We start from the raw sequence: 24,973 nt of genomic DNA, 5'->3' as shown, positions 1-24,973 counted from the left end.
GTGAGAGGCCAGAGGTCAGAGGTCGGAGAACCGATTGGAGTTTGAGGGGCAGTGCCGACGAGCACGCGAGGGGGGAAAGACGGCTTTGGATTTCCGACTTCCGGCATCCGACTTCCAGCCTCTAAAGGGGGGCAGCCAGTGCTGAAAAGAGAGATAATAGTCAGTACTCGGGATAACGCCACGCGGGTGGCGCTGCTGGAAAACCGGGTGCCGATGGAGGTATATATTGAGCCGGATGAAGAGATTTGCCTGGTCGGGAGCATTTTCAAAGGCGTGGTCGAGAATGTGCTGCCCGGGATCGAGGCGGCGTTCGTAAACGTTGGGCTGGACCGGAACGCGTTTCTTTATGTGAACGACGTGTTGCCGCAGTCCGCCCGTGCGGATCAGTCTGCCGCCGGAATCAGGGATCTTCTGCACCCGGGCCAGGAGGTCATCGTGCAGGTGGCCAAGGATCCCCTGGGGAACAAGGGGCCCCGGGTGACCATGCGGGTGAATTTGCCCGGACATTACACGGTGCTGATGCCGACGGTGAACCACGTCGGCATCTCCCGGCGCATCGAGGACGAGTCCGAACGGGAACGTCTCCGGGAAGTGGTGCACCGGGCGCGGCCCGAGGGGATGGGTGCGATCGTGCGCACCGCCGCCCGCGGGATCGCCGCGGAGGTGCTGGCGGACGACATCCGGGAGCTGGAGAAGCTCTGGCGCGACATTCAGAAACGGGAGGCCGGCGCCGCGGCGCCGTCACTACTGTACCGGGAATGCGGGCTCCTGCCGCGGATCATCCGGGACCTGTTCACGGAAGAAATCGAGCGCCTGGTGCTCGATTCCTTCACCAGCTACGCGCGGTCCCTGACCATCCTGGACACCGTGAACCCGCAACTGAAGTCCCGGGTGTTTTGGGAAGACAAGCCGGATATTTTTGAGGCCTACAACGTCAACCAGGAGATCAACAAAGCATTACAGCGAAAGACCTGGCTACGGTGCGGCGGATACCTGATCTTCGACCAGGCCGAGGCGCTGACCGTGATCGACGTGAATACCGGCCGGTTTACCGGGCGGGTGGACCTGGAGGACACCGTCTACAAGACGAACCTGGAAGCGGCGGTGGAGATCGCCCGGCAGTTGCGGTTGCGCAACCTGGGCGGGATCATCATTATCGACTTCATCGACATGAGCCACGAGGAGCATCGGAACCGGGTCCTCGAAGTGTTGGGCGAGGAAATCAAGAAGGACCGTCGGCGGACCCACATCATGGGGCTGACCCGGCTGGGCCTGGTGGAACTGACCAGAAAAAAGGTCCACCCGAGCCTGGCCGAGCTATTGCTGACCAACTGCCCGCAGTGCGGCGGAACCGGCAAGATTCAGGGCCAACGGAAAGATTGGGCTTGATCTTCCACTGTGTGAATGGTACAATGTAATTCGTGCATAACCGCACGGAAGGGGTTTTCAAAGCGGTGTGACGGGCACCCACCCCTTTCCGGCGAGTCCTTGAGTAATTGAGTAATAAAGGGGGTAAACATGTACGCGATTATCGAAACCGGCGGCAAACAGTTGTGCGTCCGCGAAGGAGATACGGTGCGGGTTGAGAAACTCGCGGTTGAAGACGGCGCGGAAGTCGTATTCGACCGGGTGCTTCTGGTCAGCACGGAGGAAGGTTTGAAGATCGGCCGGCCGCTGGTCCTGGGCGCCAGGGTGACCGGCCGGGTGCAGAAGCAAGGGCGCGCAAGGAAAATTATTGTTTTCAAATACAAAGCAAAAAAGAACTACCGGCGCAAACAGGGACACCGTCAGCCATACACGCAGGTAGTTATAGAGAAGATTGAGCTATAGACCATTGGGGAGGTGACGTTCGATGGCCCACAAGAAGGGAGTAGGCAGCTCAAGGAACGGTCGGGACTCGAGGGCCCAGCGCCTGGGAGTCAAGCGGGGCGACGGGCAGTTTGTCACGGCCGGGAGCATTATCATTAGGCAGCGGGGGACCAAGGTCCACCCCGGGCGCAACGTGGGGATCGGCGGCGACGACACCCTGTTCGCCAAGACGGACGGGTATGTCAGTTTCCAGCGCAAGGGTAAGGACCGTAAGACAGTCAACGTGGTTCCCGCCGCCACCCTGTAGCGATGTCTATTCCAAGGCCAGCCTTTAACCGGGCTGGCTTTTGTTTTCGGAGGGGTTGAATATGTGGGCACCGGGAGGGCTCGCGACCGGTATCGGCAGCCTGCCGTACACGGAACCGGAGCCGGCTCTGAATCTGATCGGGGCGTACTTACCGGCCATGCCCCACTGGCCGCAGTTGCCGCTTTTGGGCCCGCAGGAGGGTTTCGTCCTCCAGTTCCTGTATCCCTTGCTGGAAACCGGGCTTCTGGAGCGGGACGGGGACAAGGTCTACTTCGCCACCGGCGCCACTGACTGGCCCGAACGGCTGGCCGCTTTCTATGCGCTCTACCTGGCGGCGGAGGAAGGGGACCGGGAGGCCCTGGAGCGGTTCGCCATCCCGCGGGAGGCGGCCTCGGGATTCTACGCCTTCCTGGAACGAGCCCCGGCCGGACCGGCCGCTTTTGTGAAGGGACAGGTCGTCGGGCCGCTGACCGCCGCTTTTCAACTAACCGACGCCGGGGGCCGTCCCGCTTACTATGACGAGCAATTGCGCGACCTGGTGGTCAAAAACCTGGCGTTCCAGGGCCGCTGGCAGGCGGAAGCGCTCGGCGGGAGCGGCGGCAAGGTGCTGGTCTTCGTGGACGAGCCGGGGGTGAGCATCTACGGGCAGTCGACGTACATTACGGTGACCCGCGAGATGATTGTGGAAGACCTGGAAGCGGTCGTCGCCGGCATTCGGGCCGTGGGGGCGAAGGCCGCTATCCACTCGTGCGCGGCTGTCGACTGGAGCATCCTGATGGACACCGGCGCCGAGGTGCTGAGCCTGGACGCGTACGGGTACTTCGATTCCCTCCTGCCTTACCGTGCGGAACTTGATGCCTTTCTGGCTCGAGGCGGGGTCGTGGCCTGGGGAATAGTGCCCACCTCGGACCGGGTGGAGACGGAAACCGTGGAGAGCCTGACCGCCATGTTGGAAGCACACTGGAAAGAGCTTTCCGACCGGGGGATCCCCGCGGACAGGCTCCGGCGGCAATGCCTGATCACCCCGAGTTGCGGCGCCGGGACACTGACAGTGGCACTGGCGGAAAGGATTTACCGGTTAACGGCCGGTGTTTCGGAAGTGGTACGCTCCGGCGGTGCGGGGACTGCGCCGGTAGAGGGGTTTTGATGAACGTTGCCGATTGACTATCACCTTCACACTTTCCGTTGCGGGCATGCCCGGGGCCGGATGGCCGACTATGTCCGGGCGGCCCGGGAGCGTGGTTTGCGTGAAATCGGGTTCGCCGACCACATTCCGCTGTATTTTTGCCCTCTCCAACGGCGCCCCCCCGCCCTGGCTATGACCGAATCCGAACTGCCGCAGTACGTGGACGACGTCCTGGCCCTGCGGGCGGCCAACCCAGATCTGCCGGTCAGGCTCGGTATCGAGGCCGATTACGTGCCGGGCCGGGAGGCGGAACTGGCGGCGCTGCTGTCGAAGTACCCTTTTGACTATGTCCTGGGCTCGATCCACTATATCGATGGCTGGGGCTTCGACCAGCCTGGGCTGCGGGCCGGCTACCGGAATTGGGACCCCGACGCGCTGTACCGGCGCTATTTCCTGCTGGTCCAGGAGGCGGCCCGTTCCGGCCTTTTCGACGTCCTGGCCCACCCGGACCTGTTGAAAAAATTCGACTACCGGCCACGCGGCGACCTCACCAGGCTCTACCGGGAAACGGCGTTGGTCATTGCCGGGGCTGGCGCCTGCGTTGAAGTGAATACGGCGGGCTTAAGGGCCCCTGCCGCGGAGATCTACCCGCATCCGGCTTTCCTGGCCGCCTGCCGCGAGTTGAACATTCCGGTCACGCTGGGCTCTGACGCCCACGACCCGGAGGAAGTCGGTTTCGGCTATCCTGAAGCCGTGGCGCTGTTGCGGCGGGCCGGGTACGATCAGCTAGCTGTCTTCCGAGAGCGTGAGAGGCGCCTGATACCCCTGTAAGGTTACCTCACCGGGTGATCCCCGCCTGTCCTTGCCCTCCGCTGTAATAGGTTCCGTCTTGACCCAGGGCTGTTGCGCAGACAACTCAGGTGAATCCTCCCTCCACTGAAGACCTGCCTGACCCCTTAGGCTGGACGGGTTCCTGGATTCCCGGACGCCAACCGGGAACGTCGTCCCGGCGGCGACCCCTCCCTTTCGGGAGTCGCAGGCTTTCGCAAAACGGTTAAGCGGTTTTTTGTTGCAACCGCTTTTCCTCCCGAATGAACCAGGCCGTCCCGGTGTTAATGGCGGCGTTGATGTGGCTGTTGTGAACAATGCTACAGTTCCTGCACTTCAAAACGTTGCCATTGCGCACAGTTTCCAGTGAACCGCACAGAGAACACCGGTTGCTGGTGTTCTCCGGAGAAACAAGAGCAATTAGTATACCCCGCACTTTTGCCTTGTACGCGGTATACTTAATCACCCTTCGGTGCAGCCAGTAACCAATCCTCCGGCGCATCCTGGCCGAACCGTGCTTGTCCCTGTCCGGCCTGAAGCGTTTCAGGTTCTCGAAGACGATGACCCTTGCACCCCACTCCACGGCAAGGTCAACCAACTGTTTGCTTAAATGGTGGGCATAATTGTCATTCACCGCGCGGACCTTGCGCCAGAGCCTCTTGCAGGGCCGGTGGCCCTTCGGGACTATCCCCAGACCGCTCACGTCCCGGGCAATGAGCCCCAGCAGACGGTGGACGTCCGTCGTGTTACACGCCGCCAGGCTGACGTGTCTGACTTTGTGAACCGTACCGCCCTTGCCCACCAGGGCGCACACCGCCCGGTTCCTGCGACCCAGGTTCAAGTCCACGGCAAGCACTTTCGGGTTCTTAGACAGGTAGTAGTCGGCGAACTTGATGACGTTGGACTTCTTCTCGAAAGCGGTCACCAGGCAGAAGATGCCCTCTTTTTCGTAAATGGAGGGCACGGTCATCTCCCAGGAATCATCCAGATGGAGCTTTCTAGAGTGACTGGTGGACTCAACCTCCACGGTGATGAACCGCCAGTCATAGCCGTCCCAGACTTTCAGCTGGATGGTGTTGGTTTTCAGCGAAAGGTTTTTAAAGTCACCCTTGTAGAAGGTCATGCCAACGTTCCCCGCCGTAGGGTACTTTGGCGGGTGCTCGTCGAAAGGTATCGGCTTTTTGCCTTCGGCGACACGCCTTTCGTTCCTGGCCTGCATCCTTTCTTTTTTCCTAAGCCACCGCCGGTAGTTGGAATACCAGCTCTGTGCCATCCCGATAGCCTTGGCAATAATTGCCCGGCGCAAATATGCGGGAAACTTGGGCCAAACGGTGTCTATCGGGTAAGGCGGGTTGGGGTTGCCGCCGAATTTTTCCCCGGTCTTCCTGTTCGTGCGGGGTTCGGTCCTGACGGTCAGTTTTTCCAGTGCCCTCGTGCCGGAATTCCTGTCCCATTCGGGCAGCTTATCGAGGTTGTCGTGAATGACGTTCAGGTAAAAGCCCAAAACTGCCCGGTAGATTTCTTCCGTCTGCCGGATCATCTCCGGGGTGCCGGTGATAAATCTCTTAATGCGTTGTTTGCTTGAAATTACGTTTTTGAGCACGGGCATTTTCTTCACCTGCCATGGCTTCATTGTACCATGGCATTTCTTTGGGGTCATCCCGCCGCTCTATCTGCCAGCCAGGCCGCTTCTCCCGGTGCTCCCGTAAATAGGCGTCTTTCGCCTCTAAAACCTCCTTCAGGATCTCTTGCCCTAAGCCGTCGAGTTCCCGCCGGAGCTTCTCCTGGAAGCTTATAAAGTCAATCCCGTTCTCTAATACCTCAAACGTTAACTCCGCTACCCTCTGGAACTTTTCCCAAATCTGTTTTACAATCTGCATAGAGACCTCACCCTCTCTTGAGTGGTTGTTTTATCAGCTGCTCGTCCGTTACAAGAACGGTGAGGTCTCTCTTCTTTCTCTTTCTCTTTCTCCCCAACTCCTTCTAAAAATTCCTACAGTAACTTTACACTAACTTTACACTAACAAAATCTCTGGCCGCCTTGACTCCCCATTAAAATGGGAAGGATGCGGCGGCTAACTTCTCAATTTAAGCCGGGCCCCAGAACCTAAAACCGCCTTTTTGTTCCCTCGTTCCAGCAGGGTGTTCATCCCCGGGCAGCTGTGAAGCAGGTGGACCCAGACGCCCGACGAAAACAGGCCGCTTGGCTTCCCCGGCGGTCAGCCTTTCCGTGCCCTGTCCGAACAGTTCACTGCAGTATGGCACGCCATGAGCAAGGCTCGTGCTTTTTCCGCGCTTGCCACCAGCTCGGGGCATATTGTTCTCCCGTATCCCGTATTATTTATTGTTAGCAAATGTTGAGGTGGTGGTGGGCGGATATGAAGCGGCAAAGCCGAAGGGCGGCGGGAAGGCTGGGTTGGCGGCGGATGACGGTGCTGATGTTCGCGGGGTTCATGCTGGTGGGACTGGTGGGTTACAGCGCCTTCAACCGTACCACGTCCCGAGCTCCCGGCGGATACCCGGAAGAAGCGCGTGAACGGCCGCAGCGTGAACTGGAGGCACTGCTGGTCAAGAGCGCCGGCGTCGACGGACTCCAGTACCGGCAGGTAACCAACTACCCCCTATGGTCGTACGAAATGCGCGTTTGGCTGCAGGGGGACTGGATGAAGACCGAAACGGTGGTTGACGGGCAGAGCCTAGTTCTGTTGGTGGACACCGCTCGGGGCGAACTTTTGTCCTACGACGCCGCCGAAAACACGGCGACCCGGATGAGGCTTGGTGAAGGTGAACCGGGTGTCCCGGAGACGCCGCTGGACTACGTGCGAGACCTGAACCCGGCCGAATGGATTCCCGGCGAGGTAACTTTCCTGGACGGCCTGCGCTGCCGAAAATTCTCCCGGGAGGAAGTCCGGGGGGCGACGGTGCTTTACCTGTGGGAGGAGTTCGGCTTGCCCCTGCGGGTGGAGAGCGTGGCGGACGGTTGTGCCACCGTAGTTGAGTTCAAAGAACTGCAAGTCGGGTTGGTGCCCGATGACGTCTTCGCCCTGCCCACCGGGGTGGAAGTCGCCGATTTCTGGGAGGAAGAGGCACCGAGCGACTACGGCGACGACGCAAAGCGCTAAGCGTTCAAAAACAAATTCGTTCTCAAAGGGTCTTCCCGCGGGAGGACCCTTTCTGCATTGGGCAGAAACAAGAACTTTTATATTTTTAGGGATTAATTGCAGGGTTTCTCTTGTCAAACACCGAGCGTGTGGTTTAAAGTGGGGGAAAGTGGTGAACAGTACCGCGTGCAAGGGGTGGCCGTGGTGTTCATTGGCGAGTACCTGCACACGCTGGATAACAAGGGGCGCCTCTTCATACCGGCTCGCTTCCGTGAGGGACTGGGATCGAGTTTCATCGCCACCAAGGGACTGGACCGCTGCCTCTTTCTGTATTCCCGGCCGGAGTGGGAACTGATGGAGAAAAAACTGCGGAAGCTGCCGTTTGCCAGGGCGGAGGCCCGGGCTTTCACGCGGTTGTTTTTTTCGGGCGCGGCGGAACTGGAAGCCGACAAGCAAGGCCGGGTTTTGCTGCCGGCCGCGCTGCGCGACTACGCACAGCTGGAAAAGGACGTAATGGTCCTTGGTGTTTCGTCCCGGGTGGAAATCTGGGCGCGCGAGGAATGGGAGCGGTACAGCTCAGGGGCGGCGGCGGCCTACGAGGAAATCGCCGAGAAGATCGTCGACTACGACCTGGACCTGTAACAAAATGCACTGCGGGGTAAATAAACCCATGACTCTGACTGGCTTTCGCCACCAACCGGTGATGCTCCGGGAGGTCCTGGAGTGGCTGGACCCGAAGCCAGGCGGGACCTACGTGGACTGTACACTCGGGGGAGGCGGGCACGCGCTGGGTGTCCTGGAACGGATCGGAGGGCGGGGCCTCCTGGTCGGAATAGACCGGGACGCGGACGCGCTGGCTGCCGCAGCCTTCCGGCTGGCCGGATACGGTGACGGGGTACGCCTGGTGCAGGCCGATTTTCGGGAGCTTGCGGCGGTGCTCCGGCGGCTCGAGACCGGCCCGGTACAGGGGATCCTCTATGACCTGGGGGTGTCCTCGCACCAACTGGACACGGCATCACGTGGGTTCGGGTACCAGCAGGATGCGCCCCTGGACATGCGGATGGACCCCGGCGGGGGCGTCACCGCGGCCGACCTGGTGAACCGGTTGCCTGAAGATGAGTTGTCCGACTTGATAAAAGCATACGGCGAGGAACGCTGGTCCCGGCGCATTGCGGCCTTCATCGCTCGGGAGCGGAAGAGGGAGCCGATTCTGACAACCGGACGGCTGGCGGAAGTGATCAAAGAGGCCGTTCCGGCGCGGGCGCGGCGCACCGGACCGCACCCCGCCCGGCGTACCTTCCAGGCCCTGCGCATCGCCGTGAACGATGAATTGGGAGCCCTGAAAACCTCATTGCACCAAGCGGTTGATTTGCTGGATGCGGGAGGCAGGGTCGTGGTGCTGAGTTATCACTCGCTGGAAGACCGGCTGGTGAAGGATACTTTCCGGGAGTTCGCGGTGCACTGTAAGTGCCCCCCGGGACTGCCGGAGTGCCGTTGCGGGGTGGTGCCCCGGCTGGACATCCTGACCTCCCGCCCACGGGTGCCGGGAGAGGATGAGATCGCGGCCAACCCGCGGGCCCGGAGCGCTAAATTGCGGGCGGCCCGGAAGCGGGCCGACGTTCTAAAGGACAAAGGGGTGAAATAGGCTTGATAGTAGCGCGGGAAAGGACTGATTACGGCCTGGAGGAACACCGGCGCACCGTTCCGGTCGAAGTCCGGTCCAGCGCGGAGAAAAGGGCGCGTCTTTCCCTGATGGTCATGGTGGTGATTGCGTTCCTGCTCGGGGCTGCCTTCAGCTATGCAAATACCTATGCCATGAATGTAAGCTATCAGGCCGAAAGCCTTAAGAAGGACATCGCGATACTGGAAGCGGAAAACCAGAGCCTGAAGGCGGCGATCGACAGGCTGGATTCCCTGCCCCGGGTTGAAATTCTGGCCGTAAACCAACTCGGGATGATTCGCCCTACTCCGAACGACATGCTTTTTGTGGCCATCGGTGATCCCGGCCCGGCTGCAGTGTCTGGCGCCGTTGACCCGGAACCGACCAAACCCGCCGTTGCCTCCGACCCAACCCCGGAGGAGCGTGGGCTGCCGGAGGGGGAAACGAGCGATCCGGGAATACTCCAGGCCTTCTTGGATCTGGTCATCCGCTAGCCGGAAGGGCAAAAACTGATCGCAATTGAAGGCCGTGGCTTATTGGACAGGAGGGGCGGTATGCAGCCCACCAGAATTATCATGCGCAAGCGCATAATTTTTCTCCTCCTGGCGAGTGCGGCTGTGCTTTTTCTTCTATCCCTGCGCCTGGTATACATCCAGTTCTTCCTGGGGGAGCAACTACGGAAGGAAGCCCTGGAGAACCGGATGCGCGATATCCCGGTGGAGGCCAAGCGGGGAACCATCTACGACCGCAACGGAAAAGAACTCGTGATCAGCATCAGCGTCGACTCGGTATTCGCCATTCCTTCCCAGATCAAGAACCCGAGAGAAACCGCCCAGAAGGTGGCCGTGGTGCTGGATATGGACGTGGACCGCGTCTACCGGTTGATCACCAAGCCGGAATCATTTGTCTGGATCAAACGCAAAGTCGATTTCCGGACGGCCCAGGAACTGAAGTCCTTAAAACTCCCCGGCATTGAATTCGTAGAGGAGAGCCGGCGCGGCTATCTGAAAAACGGCCTCGCTGCGCACGTTCTGGGTTTCGTGGGGATCGACAACCAGGGCCTGACCGGGATTGAGAACACCTGCGACATCGACCTGCGCGGGATTCCCGGGCGGATCGTAATGGAGTACGACGCCGTCGGGCGTCAGATCCCCACCGCCGTGCACAAGTACTACCCGCCGGTGCAGGGGCACGCTCTGTTTCTGACTTTGGACGAGACAATCCAGTACTTCGTGGAACGTGAGCTGGACAGACTGGTGGACACCTACCAGCCCAAGTATGCGGTCATCATTGTCATGGACCCGCAGACAGGGGAAATTCTGGGGATGGGGAACCGTCCCACCTTCGACCCCAACCGCTGGGCGGACCAGCCCCAGTCCGTCTGGGACCGGAACCCGGCGATCTGGTACAACTACGAACCCGGGTCGACCTTCAAGATCATCACCCTCGCCGCGGCCCTGGAAGAGGGTGCCGTGAACAAAAACCGCCGCTTCTACGATCCAGGTTACATCAAGGTGGCGGACCGGAACATCAGGTGTTGGAAAGACGGCGGTCACGGTAGCCAGACCTTCGAAGAAGTGATTCAGCACTCCTGCAACCCGGGCTTTATCGAAATCGGCCTGGGTGTGGGCATTGACCCTTTTTACAAGTATCTCCACGGCTTCGGCTTCGGCACACCCACGGGGATCAGCTTGCCCGGTGAGGCCCACGGGATCATGATTCCGCAGAAGCAGGCCACCAACCTGAACCTGGCCACCATGTCCATCGGCCAATCCATTGCCGTGACACCGATCCAACTGACTACGGCGGTGGCGGCGGTGGCCAACGGGGGTGAACTTCTACAGCCGCAACTGGTTAAGAAAGTCGTCGATCACGACGGCAAGGTGGTCCGCGAGTCAAAACCTAAAGTGGTGCGCCGGGTCGTCTCCAACGAGACGGCGCAAGAGATGCAGGCGCTCCTGGAGAGCGTGGTGCTCCGGGGGACGGGGATGAACGCTTACGTGGACGGCTACCGGGTGGCCGGCAAGACCGGCACGGCTCAGGTCGTGGGGCCGAGCGGGGGCTACGTGTCCGGCCGGTACGTTTCCTCATTCGTTGGTTTCGGGCCGGTTGAGAACCCGCGGGCGGTTACCCTGGTCTTGGTTGTGGAACCGCAGGGCGGGATCTACTTCGGTAGCCAGGTGGCGGCCCCGGCCTTCCGGAACGTGATGCAGGATGTGCTGCGGTACATGGGCCTTCAGGCCCGGGAGGATCTGCCGCGCCCCGAGAGACAGTGGATCTGGGTGGAACCGGAGGAACCCAAGGACGTTAAAGTGCCGCAGGTGGTCAACCTGCCCCTGGACGAAGCGGTGCTGGAACTCCGTGCCGCCAACCTGAACTTTATTACCCGCGGGGAGGGGAACATCGTTCACGAGCAGGTGCCTGAAACCGGGGCTACCGTCAAAGAGGGCACCACCGTGATTTTGAACCTCCGGCCCGAACCGGTGGATAAGCGCCGGCCGGTGACCGTGCCCGATCTTACCGGACTGACCATCAAGCAGGCCGGCACCCTGCTGGAAAGCCTGGACCTTTTGCTGAAACCGTCCGGAAGCGGGGTGGCCGCGGAACAGTCCGTAGCACCGGGGCAAAAGGTTGACAAGGGTACCGTAATAAAGGTAAAGTTTGAACGTCCGGCGGCGGGAGGCCCGCCCGGTCAGGAGACCAACGGTACAGGCGATCGCGACCAAGCCCCCGGAGGGATGGCGCTTGAATTTCAGGGATTTGATCAACCATCTTAACGTATTGGAACACAGCCCGGTTCTGGATGTTCCGGTAACCGGGATCGCCTATGATTCGCGGCAGACCCAGCCGGGTTTTATGTTTGTGGCCATCGGCGGCCTGATCACCGACGGCCACCGGTTTGTGCCCGACGCCGTGACGCGGGGTGCGGCGGCCGTTTTGCTCCAGCAAAAGGTGCCGGTGCCGGAGGGAGTGGCCTGGGCGGTGGTACCCGACACCCGCAAGGGCCTAGCTCTGGCGGCCAGCCGTTTTTACGGGGAACCGGGCCGGGCGCTGCGCCTGGTCGGGGTGACGGGAACCAACGGGAAAACCACCACCACCCACCTGATTGCGGCCCTGTTCCGGGCGCGCCGGCCGGGCGTGGGGTTGATCGGCACCATTCACAACCTTATCGGAGACGAAGTGGTGCCCGTGCGGCACACCACCCCTGAATCACTGGATCTGCAACGTCTCCTGCGCCGGATGGCCGATGCCGGGGTGACGGATGTGGTGCTGGAGGTTTCCTCACACGCACTGCGCCTGTCCCGGGTGCACGGGCTTTCTTTTGAGGCCGCCGTGTTCACCAACCTCACTCAGGATCACCTGGACTTCCACACCGATTTCGAAGACTATTTTGCAGCCAAGGCCCAACTGTTCACTGGTCTGGGCGAAGAAGCCGCCGCCATAATCAACCGGGACGACCCTTACGGCGTGCGCCTTCTTGATTTGACCCGGGGATGCCGTATCACGTACGCGGTACATCAGGCCGCCGATGTGCGGGCCGCCGGGGTCCGCCCGGTTCCCGGTGGAGTGGAATTCCTGTTGGAGAGCGAATGGGGGTCCGCACCGGTGGCGCTCCGGCTGTCCGGGCTGTTCAACGTGTACAACGCTTTGGCCGCGGCCTGCGTCGGGCTGGTCCGCGGGTTTACGCCGGAGGAGATCGCCGGTGTCCTGGGACGGGTCCGGGGCGTTCCCGGCCGGTTTGAGCGTGTTGATCAGGGGCAAGAATATACGGTAATCATAGACTACGCCCATACCCCGGACGGCTTGGAAAACTTGCTCCGGGCGGCGCGGGAAATCGCTCCGGGGCGGCTAATTTCGGTCTTCGGCTGCGGCGGCGACCGGGACCGCACCAAACGCCCGCTGATGGGGGCGATCAGCGCCCGCGGCGCCGACTACTCAGTGCTTACCTCGGACAACCCGCGCACGGAGGATCCGTTGGCCATTATCATGGATATCGAGGAAGGCTACCGACGGGTGCGTCCGGATGGATACGCGGTGGTGCCCGACCGCCGGGAGGCTATCCGGCATGCTTTCGAGAGGGCCCGGCCCGGGGACGTGGTGATCATTGCGGGTAAGGGTCACGAGGACTACCAGATCATCGGCACCAAGCGTCTGAAGTTCGACGACCGCCGGGAGGCTGCCGCGATTCTGGCCGCTATGGGCTACGGGGGCGCAGATGAGAACGATCACGATCGCAGAGATTAGGGCTGTGACCGGGGCCGAGATAATTCAGGGGGAGCCGTCCGCCCGGGTGAAGCGGGTGACGACCGACACCAGAGTGCTTGCCGGCGGCGAACTGTTTGTCGCGCTGCGGGGTTCCCGATTCGACGGGCACGATTTCGCTGGGCAGGCGGTGGACCGCGGGGCTTGCGGGCTGCTGGTCAGCCGGGAGGTGTCTGTTCCCTCCGGCGTCGCCGTGCTGAAAGTCGCCGACACGCTGACGGCGCTGCAGGCGCTGGCGCTGGACAACCGGCGGCGCTGCGGCCTCCCGGTGATTGCCGTCACCGGCAGCACGGGGAAAACCACCACCAAGGATCTGCTGACGGCCGTGCTTGCGGCCCGCTTTCGGGTCTTGGCCACCCGCGAGAACCTGAACAACGAGATCGGCCTGCCCTTGACGCTCCTGGATGTAGACCCCGTTCACGAGGTGGCGGTGGTCGAGCTCGGAATGCGGGCTCCGGGCGAAATCGATCTCCTGGCCCGGATTTGTGAGCCTACGGGAGGCGTGATCACCAACATCGGCGAGACCCACCTGGAACTCCTGGGCTCGGTGGCGAATATCGCCCGGGCCAAGGGAGAGCTTCTGGACCATATTCCCCCTTCCGGGTTCGCCGTACTGCACGCCGAGAGCCCTGGAATGGATGAGCAGGCCCGACGGTGCCGGGGGCGGGTGGTGCGCTTTGGGGAATCTGAATCCGCCGACTTCCGGCTTCTTGACTACCGTGCCCTACCGGACGGCTCTGTCTTCCGGGTGCGGTCCGCGGGGGGGGACGAAGAGTACTATCTGCCGCTTTTCGGCCGACACACGGCGCTGAACGCCCTGGCGGCGATCGCGGTCGGGTTGGAACTGGGCCTGGCGGTGAGTGAAATCCGCGCCGGTTTGGAGCAGGCCCGCGCTTCATCCCTGCGGCAGGCCATTGTTAAGGCCGGCGGTCTGACTATTATCAACGACACTTACAATGCCAGCCCCGCTTCGGTCAAGGCTGCGCTCGAGGTTCTAGCCGAGATTGCCGCTGGGCGATCTACGGTGGCGATCCTCGGCGGCATGCTGGAGTTGGGCCCGCGTTCTTCGGAAGCGCACCGGGAGGTAGGGATGGCCTGTGCCCACGCCGGTGTAGGTCAACTGGTGACGATGGGTGAGTTGGCGGTGGGAATCGCTGACGGCGCCCGTGAAGCCGGGTTGCCTGCCTCCCGGATCTGGGCATGCCACACACTTGAAGAAACCGTTGACACCGCCCGCCGGTTGGCGGGGGAAAACGTGGTGATTTTAGTCAAAGGCTCACGCGCGTTCCAGATGGAGCGGATTGTGAAAGGTCTTGCGGAAGCGGCCACGCCGGCCGCGGGCGGTACGAGGAGGGACGGTCGTTGATTCCGGTACTGGTAGCCGCCGGGGTGGCTTTCCTGGTGACGCTGGTCCTGGGTCCCGTCGTAATCCCGCTTCTGCACCGCCTGCGATTCGGCCAGCGGGTACGTTCCGACGGTCCGACCCGGCACCTGCAAAAGACGGGAACACCCACGATGGGCGGCGTGATCTTTCTTTTCGGGGCGGCGGCAGCCGTGCTCGTGGTCGCCTTTCTGCCGGGGGGGGTACGGGCCGGCTGGATCGAGGGTTTGTTGGTGCTGGCCGTTGCCCTGGGGTTCGGCGTGCTCGGCTTTATGGATGATTTTGCAAAAGTAGTGCATAAGCGGTCTCTGGGCTTGCGGGCCCGGGAGAAACTGCTGGGCCAGGTGCTCATTGCTGTTGCCCTGGCGGTGACGGCCGTTTTCGTGCTGGAGCGCGGTACCGATTTCCTCGTTCCGTTTTCCGGAATAGTAGTTCACGGAGGCTTGGCCCTGGACCTGGGCTGGTGGTTTTTTCTGGGAGTCACCGTGTTCGTGGTTCTGGCCACGGCCAACGCCGTCAACCTTACCGACGGGCTGGACGGCTTGGCGGCCGGAACGTTTGCGGTCGCAGCGCTGGCTTTTGCCATGATTGCGCTGGTAATGGACAAAACGTGGGTCGGGATCGTGCTGGGTGCCTTGGTCGGGGGTTGTGTCGGCTTTTTGTGCTACAACTTTTACCCGGCGCGGGTCTTTATGGGGGACACCGGTTCCTTGGCCCTTGGGGGCGGTTTGTCCGCGGCGGCCGTGATCACCAAGAGTGAACTCTTTCTCTTGATCATCGGCGGGGTGTTCGTGATCGAAACGCTGTCCGTGATCATCCAGGTGATCTGGTATCAGCTCACCGGGCGGCGTGTATTCCGGATGAGTCCTCTGCACCACCACTTCGAACTGGTTGGTTGGTCCGAAACCCGGGTGGTGCTCACTTTCTGGACGGTGGGGCTGGTGCTGGCCGTCTTGGGCCTTGCTGGCCTTAAAGGTCTTGGTTAGACATGGGGTGAAGGAAGTGCAGCTGGCAGGAAAGAGCGTTCTGGTGGTCGGCGCGGGGAAAAGCGGCCAAGCGGCGGCGCGGTTTCTCACGTCGCAGGGCGTGGCGGTAACCCTGACCGACATCAAAAAGCTGGAGGACCTCAAACTGGGTGCTTTAAACGGCGTGATTCTGAGCCTGGGCTTCTACCCCCGGGTTTCTCCCGGGCGCTGGGACCTGATCGTGGTCAGTCCGGGTGTGCCCCTGGACGTTCCGCCCGTGGCCGAGGGCCGGCGGCTTGGCATCCCCGTGATCGGGGAACTGGAATTGGCCTGGTGGTTCACGCGCTCCCCGGTCGTGGCCGTAACGGGCACCAACGGGAAGACCACCACCACCGCCTTGCTGGGGGAGTTGTTCCGGCAAGCCGGCCGCCGCACCCTGGTCGCCGGGAACATCGGGGTGCCCCTGATTACGGAGGTCGAGAACTACGGCCCCCAAGACGTAATCGTGGCCGAGGTGTCGAGTTTCCAGCTCGAAACCACCCGCGATTTCCGTCCCCGGGTGGCGGTCATCCTAAACCTAACTTCTGATCACCTGGACCGACACGGCACCATGGAAGCCTACATCGAAGCCAAAGCCGCCATCTTCGCCAACCAGCAAGCGTCCGATTGGACCGTATTAAATTTCGACGACCCGCGCACCAGGGCACTGGCCTCCCGGACGCGGGCCGAGGTCATATTCTTCAGCCGCCAGCATAAATTAGAGCAAGGTGTGTTTATCCAGGACGGCCAGATTATGGCACGGGCCGGGGGAAAGGAAGCGGCCGTCTGCCCGGTCCGGACCCTGTCCATCCCGGGCGCGCACAACGTCGAGAATGCGCTCGCGGCAACGGCGGCTGGCTGGGTGCTGGGTATCGGGCCGTCCGCCCTGGGCCGAGCGCTGACTTCTTTCCAGGGTGTCCCGCACCGGCTGGAGACGGTCGGCTGGGTCGGTGGGGTGGAGTACGTCAACGATTCCAAGGCCACCAATCCGGACGCGGCCATCCGAGCTCTTGACGCGTACGCGGGCCCGGTGGTTCTGATCGCCGGCGGGCGCAACAAGGGCAACGATTTTACCGCCTTTATGGAGAAAGCCCGGGAAAAGGTGCGGGTTCTGGTCATTATCGGGGAGTGCGCCGCGGAGATGGCGGCCGCCGCTGCCCGGGCGGGCCTGGGGGAGGTCCTGCGGGCGAAAGACCTGCCCGGTGCGGTACAACTGGCGCGGGATGCTGCCCGGCCCGGCGAGGTGGTGCTTTTGTCCCCGGCGTGCGCCAGTTGGGATATGTTCCGGAACTACGAGGAGCGAGGCGACCTCTTTCGCAGTCTGGTACGGGAGCTGGCAAATGAATAGAGGTGAGAGGCAAGGGAGGCGGGTTAGTTGCCGAAAACCAGCCGGGCGCCTGATTTCCTGCTTTTCCTGACCGTGTTCATGATGTTGAGCATCGGCCTGGTCATGATCTTGAGCGCCAGCGAATACAGCTCTCTCGTGCACTACAACGACAGTTTCTATTACTTTAAGCGTCAACTGCTCTGGGCCCTGATCGGCCTGACGGCGATGTTCCTGGTTATGAACTGGGACTACTGGAACTGGCGGCGCTGGGCTCTGCCGATGCTTGCCGCGGCCTTTGTCCTGCTGATCCTGGTGGTCATCCCGGGGATCGGAATGGAGGCGTACGGGGCGCGGCGGTGGATCGGGGTCGGCCCGGTCACCTTCCAGCCGTCCGAGTTCATAAAGCTGTGCCTCGTTGTGTTCACCGCTTACGGCCTGAGCCGGAAGGGCGAGCTGGTGCAGAATTTTACCCGTGGACTTCTCCCGTTCCTGGTCATGCTGGGGGCCGCTTGCGGCCTGATCCTGCTCCAGCCCGACCTGGGCACTGCGGTTACCCTGGCTGGGACCATCTTCATGATGTTCTTTGCGGCCGGAGCCCGGCTCAGTGTATTGGCGGGCCTCGGTGTGGTCGGCCTGGCAGGTGTCGGAGTGGCCATCGCCGTCGCCCCGTACCGGCTGCAGCGGCTGTTTGCCTTCCTGGATCCCTGGCAGGACCCGCAGGGCAGCGGGTTCCACATCATCCAGTCGCTTTACGCCCTGGGCTCGGGCGGGCTCTTCGGCACCGGTCTCGGTCAGGGCAAGCAAAAATTCCTGTACCTGCCCGCGCAACACACCGACTTCATTTTCGCGGTGGTGGGCGAGGAATTGGGTTTCATCGGGGCCTTTCTAATCATCTGTCTTTTTGCGGTCTTCGTGTGGCGGGGGTTGAGGATCGCGGTTTCCGCGCCCGATGCTTTTTCCAGCCTCATGGCCACCGGGTTGACGGTGGGTATTTCCTTGCAGGCCATCATTAACATCGGGGTGGTCACCGGGAGCATGCCGGTAACTGGGATTACACTGCCTTTTATCAGTTTCGGGGGCAACTCCCTTGTTTTTTCCCTGATCGGCGTGGGAATCTTGCTGAATATTTCCAAGTATGCCACTGCTAAGTGAATAACACCACGAAGTGAGGTCTGGGCTTTTTGCGCGTGATTATTGCCGGAGGCGGTACCGGCGGCCACATCTACCCGGCGCTGGCGATTGCGGAGGGAATCAAGCGGCGTCATCCTGACGCCGACCTGCTCTACGTCGGGACAAGCCGGGGACTGGAAACTGAAATCGTCCCGCGCACGGGCTTGCCGTTTCACGCCATTCCGGCGGCAGGATTAAAGCGGGGTTTAAGCCCCACGAACCTGGCGGCGGTGCTGCGGGCGGGGCGCGGCCTGGGGGCGTCGTTGTCCCTGATGCGCCGCTTCCGCCCGCAAGTGGTGGTGGGCACCGGCGGTTACGTGTGCGGACCGGTGGTGCTGGCCGCGGCGCTGCGGGGGATCAAGACCCTGATTCACGAGCAGAATGCCTTGCCCGGTCTGACCAATCGGATGCTGTCCCGCTATGCCAGCCGTACGGCGGTGACCTTTGTGGAGGCCGCCGGGCACTTTCCGGCCCGGGCCCGGATCATTCTCACGGGTCTGCCGGTACGGCCGGAAATCCTAAACACGCGCCGGGAACAGGCGCGCAGGCACCTGGGCATTCCGGACCACGCCTTCGTGCTGCTGTCCTTCGGGGGCAGTCGTGGTGCCAGGAGCCTCAATCAGGCCATGATACCGGTTGTACAGGCCTTCCGTGAACACCCCGGTGTACGGTTGTTTCACGCCACCGGAACGGCCGGATACGACGAGTTCGCCCCGCTGTTGAAGGGTACCGGCTCCACGGCGAAGGCGCCCGGCAACATTGTGGTCGCCCCCTACTTCCACGAAATCGCCGCCCTCCTGGGCGCGGCGGACCTGGTGATCTGCCGGTCCGGCGCTTCGACCATCGCGGAACTCACGGCGCTCGGGCTCCCGAGCATTCTGGTGCCTTATCCGTTCGCCACCGGAAACCACCAGGAGTACAACGCCCGGGCACTTTCCGAGCGGGGTGCGGCGGTATTGATTCTGGACCGGGAATTGACCGGACAGGGTCTTCTGGCCGCGGTCGCCGCCCTTTGGAACGACCCCCGGAAACTGGCAGCGATGCGTCAGGCCAGCAAAGCCCTGGGTAAACCGCGCGCACTGGACAGTATTCTCGACATCATCGAGAAGCTTGCAGGAAAAGGAACGAGATAATTGAAACATGTTCACACGGCATTGAATTCTTACGGTCCCGGACAGGCTAACGTAACACCCTGTCTGGAGTACGCATAGTATACAAAGAACAGACGCCCTGGAGGAAGGAGCAAGTTTATATGCCTCTAACACCCGAACGCGTACATTTCGTCGGTATCGGCGGGGCTGGAATGAGTGGTATCGCCATGGTGCTTCTGGACCACGGGTACATGGTAAGCGGCTCGGACCTCAAGAAGTCGGAAGTCACCGACAAGTTGCAGATGCTGGGGGCCCGGGTTTTCTACGGGCATTCCCCGTCTCATGTGGGCGCAGCCGAACTGGTGGTGTATTCGTCCGCCATACCGCCCGACAATCCGGAACTGGTGATTGCGCGCAAACGGGGCCTGCCCGTTATCCCCCGGGCGGAGATGTTGGGGCGTCTGATGCACCAGTGGAAGGGGATCGCGGTCGCCGGAGCCCACGGTAAGACCACCACTACCTCACTGGTGGCCTTCCTGCTGGAACGGACGGGATTGGACCCCACGGTGATTATCGGTGGCGAAATGAACGGCTTCGGAAACGCCAAAGCGGGCGGCGGGGAGTATCTGGTCGCAGAGGCCGACGAAAGTGACGGGTCTTTTTCCCTCCTTCACCCTTCCATTGTGATCGTCACGAACGTGGAGGACGATCACCTGGACTACTACCGGACGGTGGATGCCATTCGGAGGGCCTTCCGGGAGTTTATCTTCAAAGTGCCGCGGGATGGGGTGGCCGTCTTAAACTATGACGACCCCTTTCTACGGCAGATGGCGCATGAGTTGCCTTTTCCGGTCATTACCTACGGCTGTGCGCCCGATGCCGACTACCGTCTGGCCGGATTCCACCTGAACTGTGCAGTTTCAAGCGCCGAGGTTTACTGGAGACGGGAGCTTCTGGGCCGGTTCGAACTGACCATTCCGGGCCGTCACAACCTTTTGAACGCGTTGGCGGTGGTGGCCGTGGGCCGGCACCTGGGATTGGAGTTTCCGGAGATTGCCCGGGCACTTAGGGACTTCCGGGGAGTCCGGCGGCGGTTCGAACTCGTAGGGGAGAGCCGGGGGGTGCGGGTGGTTGATGACTACGCCCACCACCCCACGGAAATCAAAGCCACGCTGGAAGCAGCGCGCCAGACCAGGCCGAAGCGCCTGATCGCCGTGTTTCAGCCGCACCGCTATACGCGCACCAAGTTCCTGCACGCGGAGTTCGGCAAGGCCTTCACGGCCGCCGACCAGGTGCTTTTAAGCAGGATTTACCCGGCCGGGGAAAAACCAATTCCGGGCGTGACCGCCCGGTTGATCAGAGACGAGATTCAGAAGCAGCAGCGGGTCGAACCCTTACTGTTTGAAGAGCAGGACGAGTTGGTGGCCCACCTGGCGTCGGTGGTCCGGGAGGGCGACCTGGTGATCACCCTGGGCGCCGGGGACATCTGGAAGAGTGGGCGGGCGCTGCTCCAGATCCTGGGGGGTTAATATTTTATGGAAGTTTACCTGGACCTGAAAGCAGGGATCCGAGGTTCGATCCGCGTCGGCGAGATGCTAGGGGCCCACACCACCTGGCGGGTCGGCGGTCCGGCCGATTATTTCGTGGAGCCAGCCGTAATTGAAGACCTGCAGTTCGTGCTGCGTTTCACCGCCGAGCGGGGGCTGCCGCTGACCGTGATGGGCAACGGCTCCAACCTGCTGGTAAGTGACGCGGGCTTGCGGGGGGTCGTGGTCCGGATGGGTTCCGGTATGGACCGGGTGGTGCTCGACGGGAACGTAATTCTGGCACAGGGTGGAGTCAGGCTTTCCCGTTTGCTCAGGACGGCGTGGGAGTCCGGTCTGGGGGGACTGGAATTTATGGCCGGAATTCCGGCTTCGTTGGGCGGGGCGGTGGTAATGAACGCCGGTGCCAACGGACTGTGCATGGGTGACCGGGTGGAAGAGGTAACGATGGTCGACCGTTCGGGAACAGTCCAGCGGCGGTCGGCAGGCGAACTCGGTTTCCGATACCGGTGGAGCAATATCCAGGCCGGAAAGGAAATCGTTACTGCGGTGGCCTTGCGGTGTTTTCCGAAAGACAGGGACGAAATCGGCCGCGAAATCGAGCGGTTTTTGAACCGGCGCCGGGAAACCCAGCCGCTTGAGCAGCCGAGTGCGGGTTGCGTATTCAAGAATCCGCCGGGTGATTCGGCCGGGCGGCTGATTGAGGCCGCGGGCGGCAAAGGCCTGCGGGTGGGGGGCGCCGAAGTATCATACAAGCACGCGAATTTCGTGTTAAATACGGGCGGAGCCACGGCACGGGACATTATGGAGTTGATCAGGCAGGTCCGCCAGTTAGTAGGTGATAAATTCGGGATCGAGTTGGGACTAGAGGTGAATTTGATGGGTGATTTCTAAGGCGGGGTGACATATGGAGCGTATTATCATCAAGGGGGGAAACCGCCTTAAAGGGACCATTACGGTCAGCGGTGCCAAAAATGCCGTACTCCCGATTTTGGGGGCCAGCCTTTTGTACGGGGGAGAGTCCTTCATCAAAAATGTGCCCAATCTGCAGGATGTAGAGGTGATGGTCGAGCTTCTGGAGTACCTCGGGGCCCGCATCAACCGGGAGGACCACTGTCTCAGGATCGACAATCGCAACGTGGCGTCCCGGGAAATCGGTGAGGACTTGATGCGCAAAATGCGCGCCTCCAACCTGGTGCTCGGCCCGCTTCTCGGACGGTTCCGCACCGTGCTCATTTCACAGCCCGGGGGCTGCAACATCGGCTCCCGGCCTATGGACCTACACCTGCGGGGAATGCGTGCCCTAGGAGCCAGGATCGAGGAACGGGCAGGCTTCATCAAGGCTGACGCCGCACGGCTTGTCGGCGCCGACATCTATCTTGATGTGCCCAGCGTGGGCGCCACCGAAAACATTATGATGGCCGCAAGCCTGGCCCGTGGCCGGACCACCTTGCGGAACGCGGCCCGGGAGCCCGAAGTCGTGGATTTGCAGAGCTACCTGAACCAGATGGGCGCGAAGATCAGCGGGGCGGGCACCGATGTGATCCGCATCGAAGGAGTGGAAAGCCTTAATCCCTGTCGGCACACGGTGATACCCGACCGGATCGAGGCCGGCACCTACCTGGTGGCCGCCGCTATTACCGGGGGCGAGGTGACGGTGGAGAGCATCATCCCGGAACACGTGGAACCGGTCCTGGCCAAACTCCGGGAGGCCGGAGCCGAATTTGAGGTGACCGGGGACGCCGTACACATCCGCTGCCCCGAGCGGCTGAGGGCCATAGATGTCAGGACGCTGCCTTACCCCGGTTTCCCCACCGACATGCAGCCCCAGTTCGTGGCCCTGCTGAGTCTGGCTGACGGGACGTCCACGGTGACCGAAACCATTTTCGAGAACCGTTTCAAACACGTTTCCGAACTTAGGCGTCTGGGGGCGGACATCCGTCTCGAAGGCAACACGGCGATCATCAAGGGCAAAAAGAGCTTGAGTGGGGCCCTCGTGGAAGCTTCCGACCTGCGGGCGGGGGCAGCACTGGTACTTGCCGGGCTCGGTGCCGAGAACACCACCGTCGTGGAACAGATCGAGCACATCGACCGGGGTTACGAGAAACTGGAAGAAAAATACCGTAATTTGGGAGCAGAGATCATAAGGGCGCGGGCATAGCCCGCCCTTTATTTGGTTAAGATTTGGACAAGTCCCGGTAACGGAGTTATAATATCGTATTCAGGGGGTTTGAACCGTGCCGGGACCCAGGCTCAACTGGTGGGAGACTATTATTTTTTCGATCATCATTCTCGTTGCAGGGTTCATTCTCGTTAGTTCGCCGCTGTTTGAGATCGATACCATCACGGTGGAGGGCAACCTGCACCTGCAGGCCGAGGAGATCCGTTCCGCCAGTGGAATCGTGCCCGGGACCAACATCTTCCAGGCTCAGACGAGGGAGGCCGAAGACCGCCTGGAAGCACTGCCTGCAATCCGGAAAGCGGAATTGGTCCGGGAGTTTCCTTCGACGGTCCGGATCATTGTGGAGGAAAGGGTGCCGGTAGCCCTGCTAAACATCCACGGGGAATTTTGGGAGGTGGATGTGGAAGGGGTTCCGGTGCGTAAGAAAGGGAAGGGATGGGACGGACTACCCGTAATCACAGGAGTTCAGTTCGGGAATCCCAACTTGCAGCGAACCCTGGAGGCCGTCGAAAAACTGCCGAAAGAAGTGGTGGCCGGTCTTTCGGAAGTCTGGTTTGGAAATGATCTCCGGCTTATCCTGTACACCTTTGACGGAATTGAAATTCGCCTGGGGCAGTTGGAACGTTTGGAACAAAAGGGTGTGCTGTTGCTGGAAGTGCTGGCTTTGGTCCGGGATGACGGCCGGAAAGTGGAGTACATCGACCTTTCCGAACCTGACAAGCCTGTGGTGAAGTATGCCGGAGGTGGCGGCGATGTTGAAGAGTAAGTTTCACTGGGCCCTGATTATCGTCGGCCTCGTCCTGGGCTTGATGCTTTCCACCCAGTTCCGGGTGCAACAGGAAAAGGTTCAGACCACCACCGTTAAACGGATCGAGCAGTTGGCCCAGGAGGTGGAGGCGACCCGTTCGGAGCGGGACGCCTTGCGGGTTCGGATCCGTGAACTGCGGAAAGAGTTAGACCAGGTGGCCGGGGAGTCGCAACATGAGCGCCTGCGTACCGAACTGGAGACGGTGCGCATCCAGTCCGGCATGCTGTCGGTGACCGGACCGGGGATCGAGGTAATTTTGAGTGACAGCAGTCTGCCTTCACAGTCGGGACAGAACCCGAACTTCTACGTTCTGCACGATGAGGACTTGGTGAGGGTGTTAAACGAATTGCGCGCCGCCGGAGCGGAGGCGCTGGCGATCAACGGGGAACGGATCGTGGCCACGAGCGAGGTCCTGTGCATCGGTCCGGCCGTCCGGGTAAACAAAACCAAGCGGCTGACCCCCCCATACGTGATCACGGCGATCGGGAACCAGGACACGATGATATCGGCGCTGGAAATGCGGGACGGCGTGATGGATACCCTAAAGTACTGGGGTATCCAGGTATCGGTACGCCGGGTGGCGGAGGCCGTGGTGCCGGCGTATACCGGGCCGACCGCCTTCAAGTATGCGCGCCCGCTCTTCCAGGAAGGGGGGTCTTGAGGCTTTGCACCCTGGATACATATCCATTGCCGTGGTGGGACTGCTCCTGGGTCTCCTGGTGGGATTCCAGGTACGGCTGCTTGAGCTTCCGGAACCGCCGCTGCCCCCGGGTGACCGCGGCCGGATCCTGACGGCGGAGTTGAAGGAACTGACTCAGGAAAAAGAGAGCCTGAGGGCGGAGGTCCGGGAAATGGAGGATAAGGTGCAAACCGCCCGTCAGGGCAATGAACAGGCTGAGTCCGCCCTGCGTGCCGAGATTGAAAAGCATATGGTTCTGGCCGGCCTGACCAGAGTTGCCGGGCCCGGTGTGGAGCTTCACCTGGAGAACGCCGCCGGTATCGACCGACCCGGGGGTATTCTGTTTGCGATGCGTGACGAAGACCTCCTGCGCGTGGTGAATGAACTTCGCGCGGCCGGAGCGGAGGCGATCGCGGTCAATGACCAGAGGCTGACCGCCACCAGTGAGATCCGGCAGGCGGGACCGTTCATCAATGTCAACCAGGAGCGCATTTCTACTCCCTACCGGATCCAGGCGATCGGTAACCCCGACGACTTGGTCAAAGCACTGGAGTTTCCAGGGGGGCTGGCCGAAACCCTGCGGGAGTGGGGGATCGACGTGGTCATTGAAACCAGGGATGAACTGGTGCTGCCAGCGTACCAGGGCCGCCCCCGCCTGGAATACGCCCGACCATTAAGAGAAGGAGTGTAGTC

At 61.5% G+C, this 24,973-nt stretch carries 23 protein-coding genes, 1 pseudogene and 1 other annotated feature; of the genes and pseudogenes, 22 read left to right on the top strand and 2 right to left on the bottom strand.

Annotated elements, in window-relative coordinates:
- Nucleotides 1-138 precede the first annotated feature (138 nt).
- The 5 genes from DAUD_RS07350 to DAUD_RS07330 all read left to right on the top strand — a co-directional run bounded on the left by DAUD_RS07350 (nt 139) and on the right by DAUD_RS07330 (nt 4,073).
- Nucleotides 139-1,389 (top strand): Rne/Rng family ribonuclease, encoded by a 1,251-nt coding sequence (locus DAUD_RS07350; RefSeq protein ID WP_012302544.1) that lies wholly within the window; start codon nt 139-141, stop codon nt 1,387-1,389.
- A 28-nt stretch (nt 1,390-1,417) separates the two neighbouring features.
- Nucleotides 1,418-1,498, top strand: a sequence feature (ribosomal protein L21 leader region).
- A 20-nt stretch (nt 1,499-1,518) separates the two neighbouring features.
- Complete coding sequence (gene rplU / locus DAUD_RS07345; protein ID WP_012302543.1) at nt 1,519-1,830, top strand: 50S ribosomal protein L21; 312 nt, start codon at nt 1,519-1,521, stop codon at nt 1,828-1,830.
- A gap of 22 nt (nt 1,831-1,852) precedes the next feature.
- The gene (gene rpmA / locus DAUD_RS07340; RefSeq protein WP_012302542.1) at nt 1,853-2,116 is read left to right on the top strand and encodes a 50S ribosomal protein L27; all 264 of its coding nucleotides are present in this window, start codon (nt 1,853-1,855) and stop codon (nt 2,114-2,116) included.
- Between the two features lie 61 nt (nt 2,117-2,177).
- Nucleotides 2,178-3,263 carry a uroporphyrinogen decarboxylase/cobalamine-independent methonine synthase family protein gene (locus DAUD_RS07335; RefSeq protein WP_012302541.1) on the top strand — a complete coding sequence of 362 codons (1,086 nt, stop codon included), beginning with the start codon at nt 2,178-2,180 and terminating at the stop codon, nt 3,261-3,263.
- 6 nt (nt 3,264-3,269) lie between these two features.
- The gene (locus DAUD_RS07330) at nt 3,270-4,073 is read left to right on the top strand and encodes a histidinol-phosphatase (protein ID WP_012302540.1); all 804 of its coding nucleotides are present in this window, start codon (nt 3,270-3,272) and stop codon (nt 4,071-4,073) included.
- A gap of 223 nt (nt 4,074-4,296) precedes the next feature.
- On the opposite strand, the gene DAUD_RS07325 is transcribed toward DAUD_RS07330, so the two are convergent.
- Nucleotides 4,297-5,679, bottom strand: coding sequence for a zinc ribbon domain-containing protein (locus tag DAUD_RS07325; RefSeq protein ID WP_041570868.1), 1,383 nt, complete (start codon nt 5,677-5,679; stop codon nt 4,297-4,299).
- A gap of 34 nt (nt 5,680-5,713) precedes the next feature.
- Nucleotides 5,714-5,950: pseudogene (locus tag DAUD_RS07320) on the bottom strand (ISLre2 family transposase); the annotation flags it as partial.
- 498 nt (nt 5,951-6,448) lie between these two features.
- Here DAUD_RS07320 and DAUD_RS07315 point away from each other — a divergent pair.
- The 17 genes from DAUD_RS07315 to DAUD_RS07235 all read left to right on the top strand — a co-directional run bounded on the left by DAUD_RS07315 (nt 6,449) and on the right by DAUD_RS07235 (nt 24,971).
- On the top strand, nt 6,449-7,192 hold the full coding sequence (locus DAUD_RS07315; RefSeq protein WP_041570867.1) for a hypothetical protein: 744 nt from the start codon (nt 6,449-6,451) through the stop codon (nt 7,190-7,192).
- Between the two features lie 183 nt (nt 7,193-7,375).
- Nucleotides 7,376-7,813 (top strand): division/cell wall cluster transcriptional repressor MraZ, encoded by a 438-nt coding sequence (gene mraZ / locus DAUD_RS07310; RefSeq protein WP_041571240.1) that lies wholly within the window; start codon nt 7,376-7,378, stop codon nt 7,811-7,813.
- A gap of 28 nt (nt 7,814-7,841) precedes the next feature.
- The gene (gene rsmH / locus DAUD_RS07305) at nt 7,842-8,816 is read left to right on the top strand and encodes a 16S rRNA (cytosine(1402)-N(4))-methyltransferase RsmH (RefSeq protein ID WP_012302536.1); all 975 of its coding nucleotides are present in this window, start codon (nt 7,842-7,844) and stop codon (nt 8,814-8,816) included.
- Nucleotides 8,817-8,818: 2 nt separating this feature from the next.
- The gene (locus DAUD_RS07300; protein ID WP_012302535.1) at nt 8,819-9,325 is read left to right on the top strand and encodes an FtsB family cell division protein; all 507 of its coding nucleotides are present in this window, start codon (nt 8,819-8,821) and stop codon (nt 9,323-9,325) included.
- 60 nt (nt 9,326-9,385) lie between these two features.
- Entirely contained in the window at nt 9,386-11,608 is a 2,223-nt protein-coding gene (locus tag DAUD_RS07295; protein WP_012302534.1) for a stage V sporulation protein D, read from the top strand.
- Entirely contained in the window at nt 11,577-13,076 is a 1,500-nt protein-coding gene (locus DAUD_RS07290; protein WP_012302533.1) for a UDP-N-acetylmuramoyl-L-alanyl-D-glutamate--2,6-diaminopimelate ligase, read from the top strand. The genes DAUD_RS07295 and DAUD_RS07290 overlap by 32 nt, the downstream gene beginning before the upstream one ends.
- Entirely contained in the window at nt 13,048-14,460 is a 1,413-nt protein-coding gene (locus DAUD_RS07285; RefSeq protein WP_012302532.1) for a UDP-N-acetylmuramoyl-tripeptide--D-alanyl-D-alanine ligase, read from the top strand. Before DAUD_RS07290 ends, DAUD_RS07285 begins: the two co-directional genes overlap by 29 nt.
- Nucleotides 14,457-15,461 (top strand): phospho-N-acetylmuramoyl-pentapeptide-transferase, encoded by a 1,005-nt coding sequence (mraY, locus tag DAUD_RS07280; RefSeq protein WP_012302531.1) that lies wholly within the window; start codon nt 14,457-14,459, stop codon nt 15,459-15,461. The genes DAUD_RS07285 and mraY overlap by 4 nt, the downstream gene beginning before the upstream one ends.
- A 16-nt stretch (nt 15,462-15,477) precedes the next feature.
- Nucleotides 15,478-16,827 (top strand): UDP-N-acetylmuramoyl-L-alanine--D-glutamate ligase, encoded by a 1,350-nt coding sequence (gene murD, locus DAUD_RS07275; RefSeq protein WP_012302530.1) that lies wholly within the window; start codon nt 15,478-15,480, stop codon nt 16,825-16,827.
- A gap of 27 nt (nt 16,828-16,854) precedes the next feature.
- Nucleotides 16,855-17,958 carry a stage V sporulation protein E gene (spoVE, locus tag DAUD_RS07270; RefSeq protein ID WP_012302529.1) on the top strand — a complete coding sequence of 368 codons (1,104 nt, stop codon included), beginning with the start codon at nt 16,855-16,857 and terminating at the stop codon, nt 17,956-17,958.
- A 35-nt stretch (nt 17,959-17,993) separates the two neighbouring features.
- Nucleotides 17,994-19,109, top strand: coding sequence for an undecaprenyldiphospho-muramoylpentapeptide beta-N-acetylglucosaminyltransferase (gene murG / locus DAUD_RS07265; protein ID WP_456298450.1), 1,116 nt, complete (start codon nt 17,994-17,996; stop codon nt 19,107-19,109).
- A gap of 119 nt (nt 19,110-19,228) precedes the next feature.
- Nucleotides 19,229-20,596 (top strand): UDP-N-acetylmuramate--L-alanine ligase, encoded by a 1,368-nt coding sequence (gene murC / locus DAUD_RS07260; RefSeq protein WP_012302527.1) that lies wholly within the window; start codon nt 19,229-19,231, stop codon nt 20,594-20,596.
- Nucleotides 20,597-20,602: 6 nt separating this feature from the next.
- Nucleotides 20,603-21,505: a UDP-N-acetylmuramate dehydrogenase gene (gene murB, locus DAUD_RS07255; protein ID WP_012302526.1), complete on the top strand. Its 903-nt coding sequence runs from the start codon at nt 20,603-20,605 to the stop codon at nt 21,503-21,505.
- 13 nt (nt 21,506-21,518) lie between these two features.
- Entirely contained in the window at nt 21,519-22,772 is a 1,254-nt protein-coding gene (gene murA / locus DAUD_RS07250; protein ID WP_012302525.1) for a UDP-N-acetylglucosamine 1-carboxyvinyltransferase, read from the top strand.
- A gap of 76 nt (nt 22,773-22,848) precedes the next feature.
- A complete protein-coding gene (locus DAUD_RS07245; RefSeq protein WP_012302524.1) occupies nt 22,849-23,559 on the top strand; it encodes a cell division protein FtsQ/DivIB in 711 nt (236 codons plus the stop codon).
- The gene (locus DAUD_RS07240; RefSeq protein WP_012302523.1) at nt 23,546-24,262 is read left to right on the top strand and encodes a DUF881 domain-containing protein; all 717 of its coding nucleotides are present in this window, start codon (nt 23,546-23,548) and stop codon (nt 24,260-24,262) included. The genes DAUD_RS07245 and DAUD_RS07240 overlap by 14 nt, the downstream gene beginning before the upstream one ends.
- A gap of 4 nt (nt 24,263-24,266) precedes the next feature.
- Nucleotides 24,267-24,971: a DUF881 domain-containing protein gene (locus DAUD_RS07235; protein ID WP_012302522.1), complete on the top strand. Its 705-nt coding sequence runs from the start codon at nt 24,267-24,269 to the stop codon at nt 24,969-24,971.
- Nucleotides 24,972-24,973 lie beyond the last annotated feature (2 nt).

The sequence above is a fragment of the Candidatus Desulforudis audaxviator MP104C genome (genome assembly GCF_000018425.1).
Lineage (GTDB): Bacteria > Bacillota > Desulfotomaculia > Desulfotomaculales > Desulforudaceae > Desulforudis > Desulforudis audaxviator.
Note: the sequence above shows the minus strand (reverse complement) of the source record. Positions and strands in the feature narration are given on the sequence as shown.

Excerpts from the sequence above, each read along its gene's own strand:
- DAUD_RS07325 (WP_041570868.1), bottom strand. The coding sequence starts at position 5,679 with ATGCCCGTGCTCAAAAACGTAATTTCAAGCAAACAACGCATTAAGAGA.
- rplU (WP_012302543.1), top strand. The coding sequence starts at position 1,519 with ATGTACGCGATTATCGAAACCGGCGGCAAACAGTTGTGCGTCCGCGAA.
- murA (WP_012302525.1), top strand. The coding sequence starts at position 21,519 with ATGGAGCGTATTATCATCAAGGGGGGAAACCGCCTTAAAGGGACCATT.
- DAUD_RS07335 (WP_012302541.1), top strand. The coding sequence starts at position 2,178 with ATGTGGGCACCGGGAGGGCTCGCGACCGGTATCGGCAGCCTGCCGTAC.
- murB (WP_012302526.1), top strand. The coding sequence starts at position 20,603 with ATGGAAGTTTACCTGGACCTGAAAGCAGGGATCCGAGGTTCGATCCGC.
- rsmH (WP_012302536.1), top strand. The coding sequence starts at position 7,842 with ATGACTCTGACTGGCTTTCGCCACCAACCGGTGATGCTCCGGGAGGTC.
- DAUD_RS07285 (WP_012302532.1), top strand. The coding sequence starts at position 13,048 with ATGAGAACGATCACGATCGCAGAGATTAGGGCTGTGACCGGGGCCGAG.
- DAUD_RS07295 (WP_012302534.1), top strand. The coding sequence starts at position 9,386 with ATGCAGCCCACCAGAATTATCATGCGCAAGCGCATAATTTTTCTCCTC.
- DAUD_RS07315 (WP_041570867.1), top strand. The coding sequence starts at position 6,449 with ATGAAGCGGCAAAGCCGAAGGGCGGCGGGAAGGCTGGGTTGGCGGCGG.
- DAUD_RS07240 (WP_012302523.1), top strand. The coding sequence starts at position 23,546 with ATGTTGAAGAGTAAGTTTCACTGGGCCCTGATTATCGTCGGCCTCGTC.
- rpmA (WP_012302542.1), top strand. The coding sequence starts at position 1,853 with ATGGCCCACAAGAAGGGAGTAGGCAGCTCAAGGAACGGTCGGGACTCG.
- murC (WP_012302527.1), top strand. The coding sequence starts at position 19,229 with ATGCCTCTAACACCCGAACGCGTACATTTCGTCGGTATCGGCGGGGCT.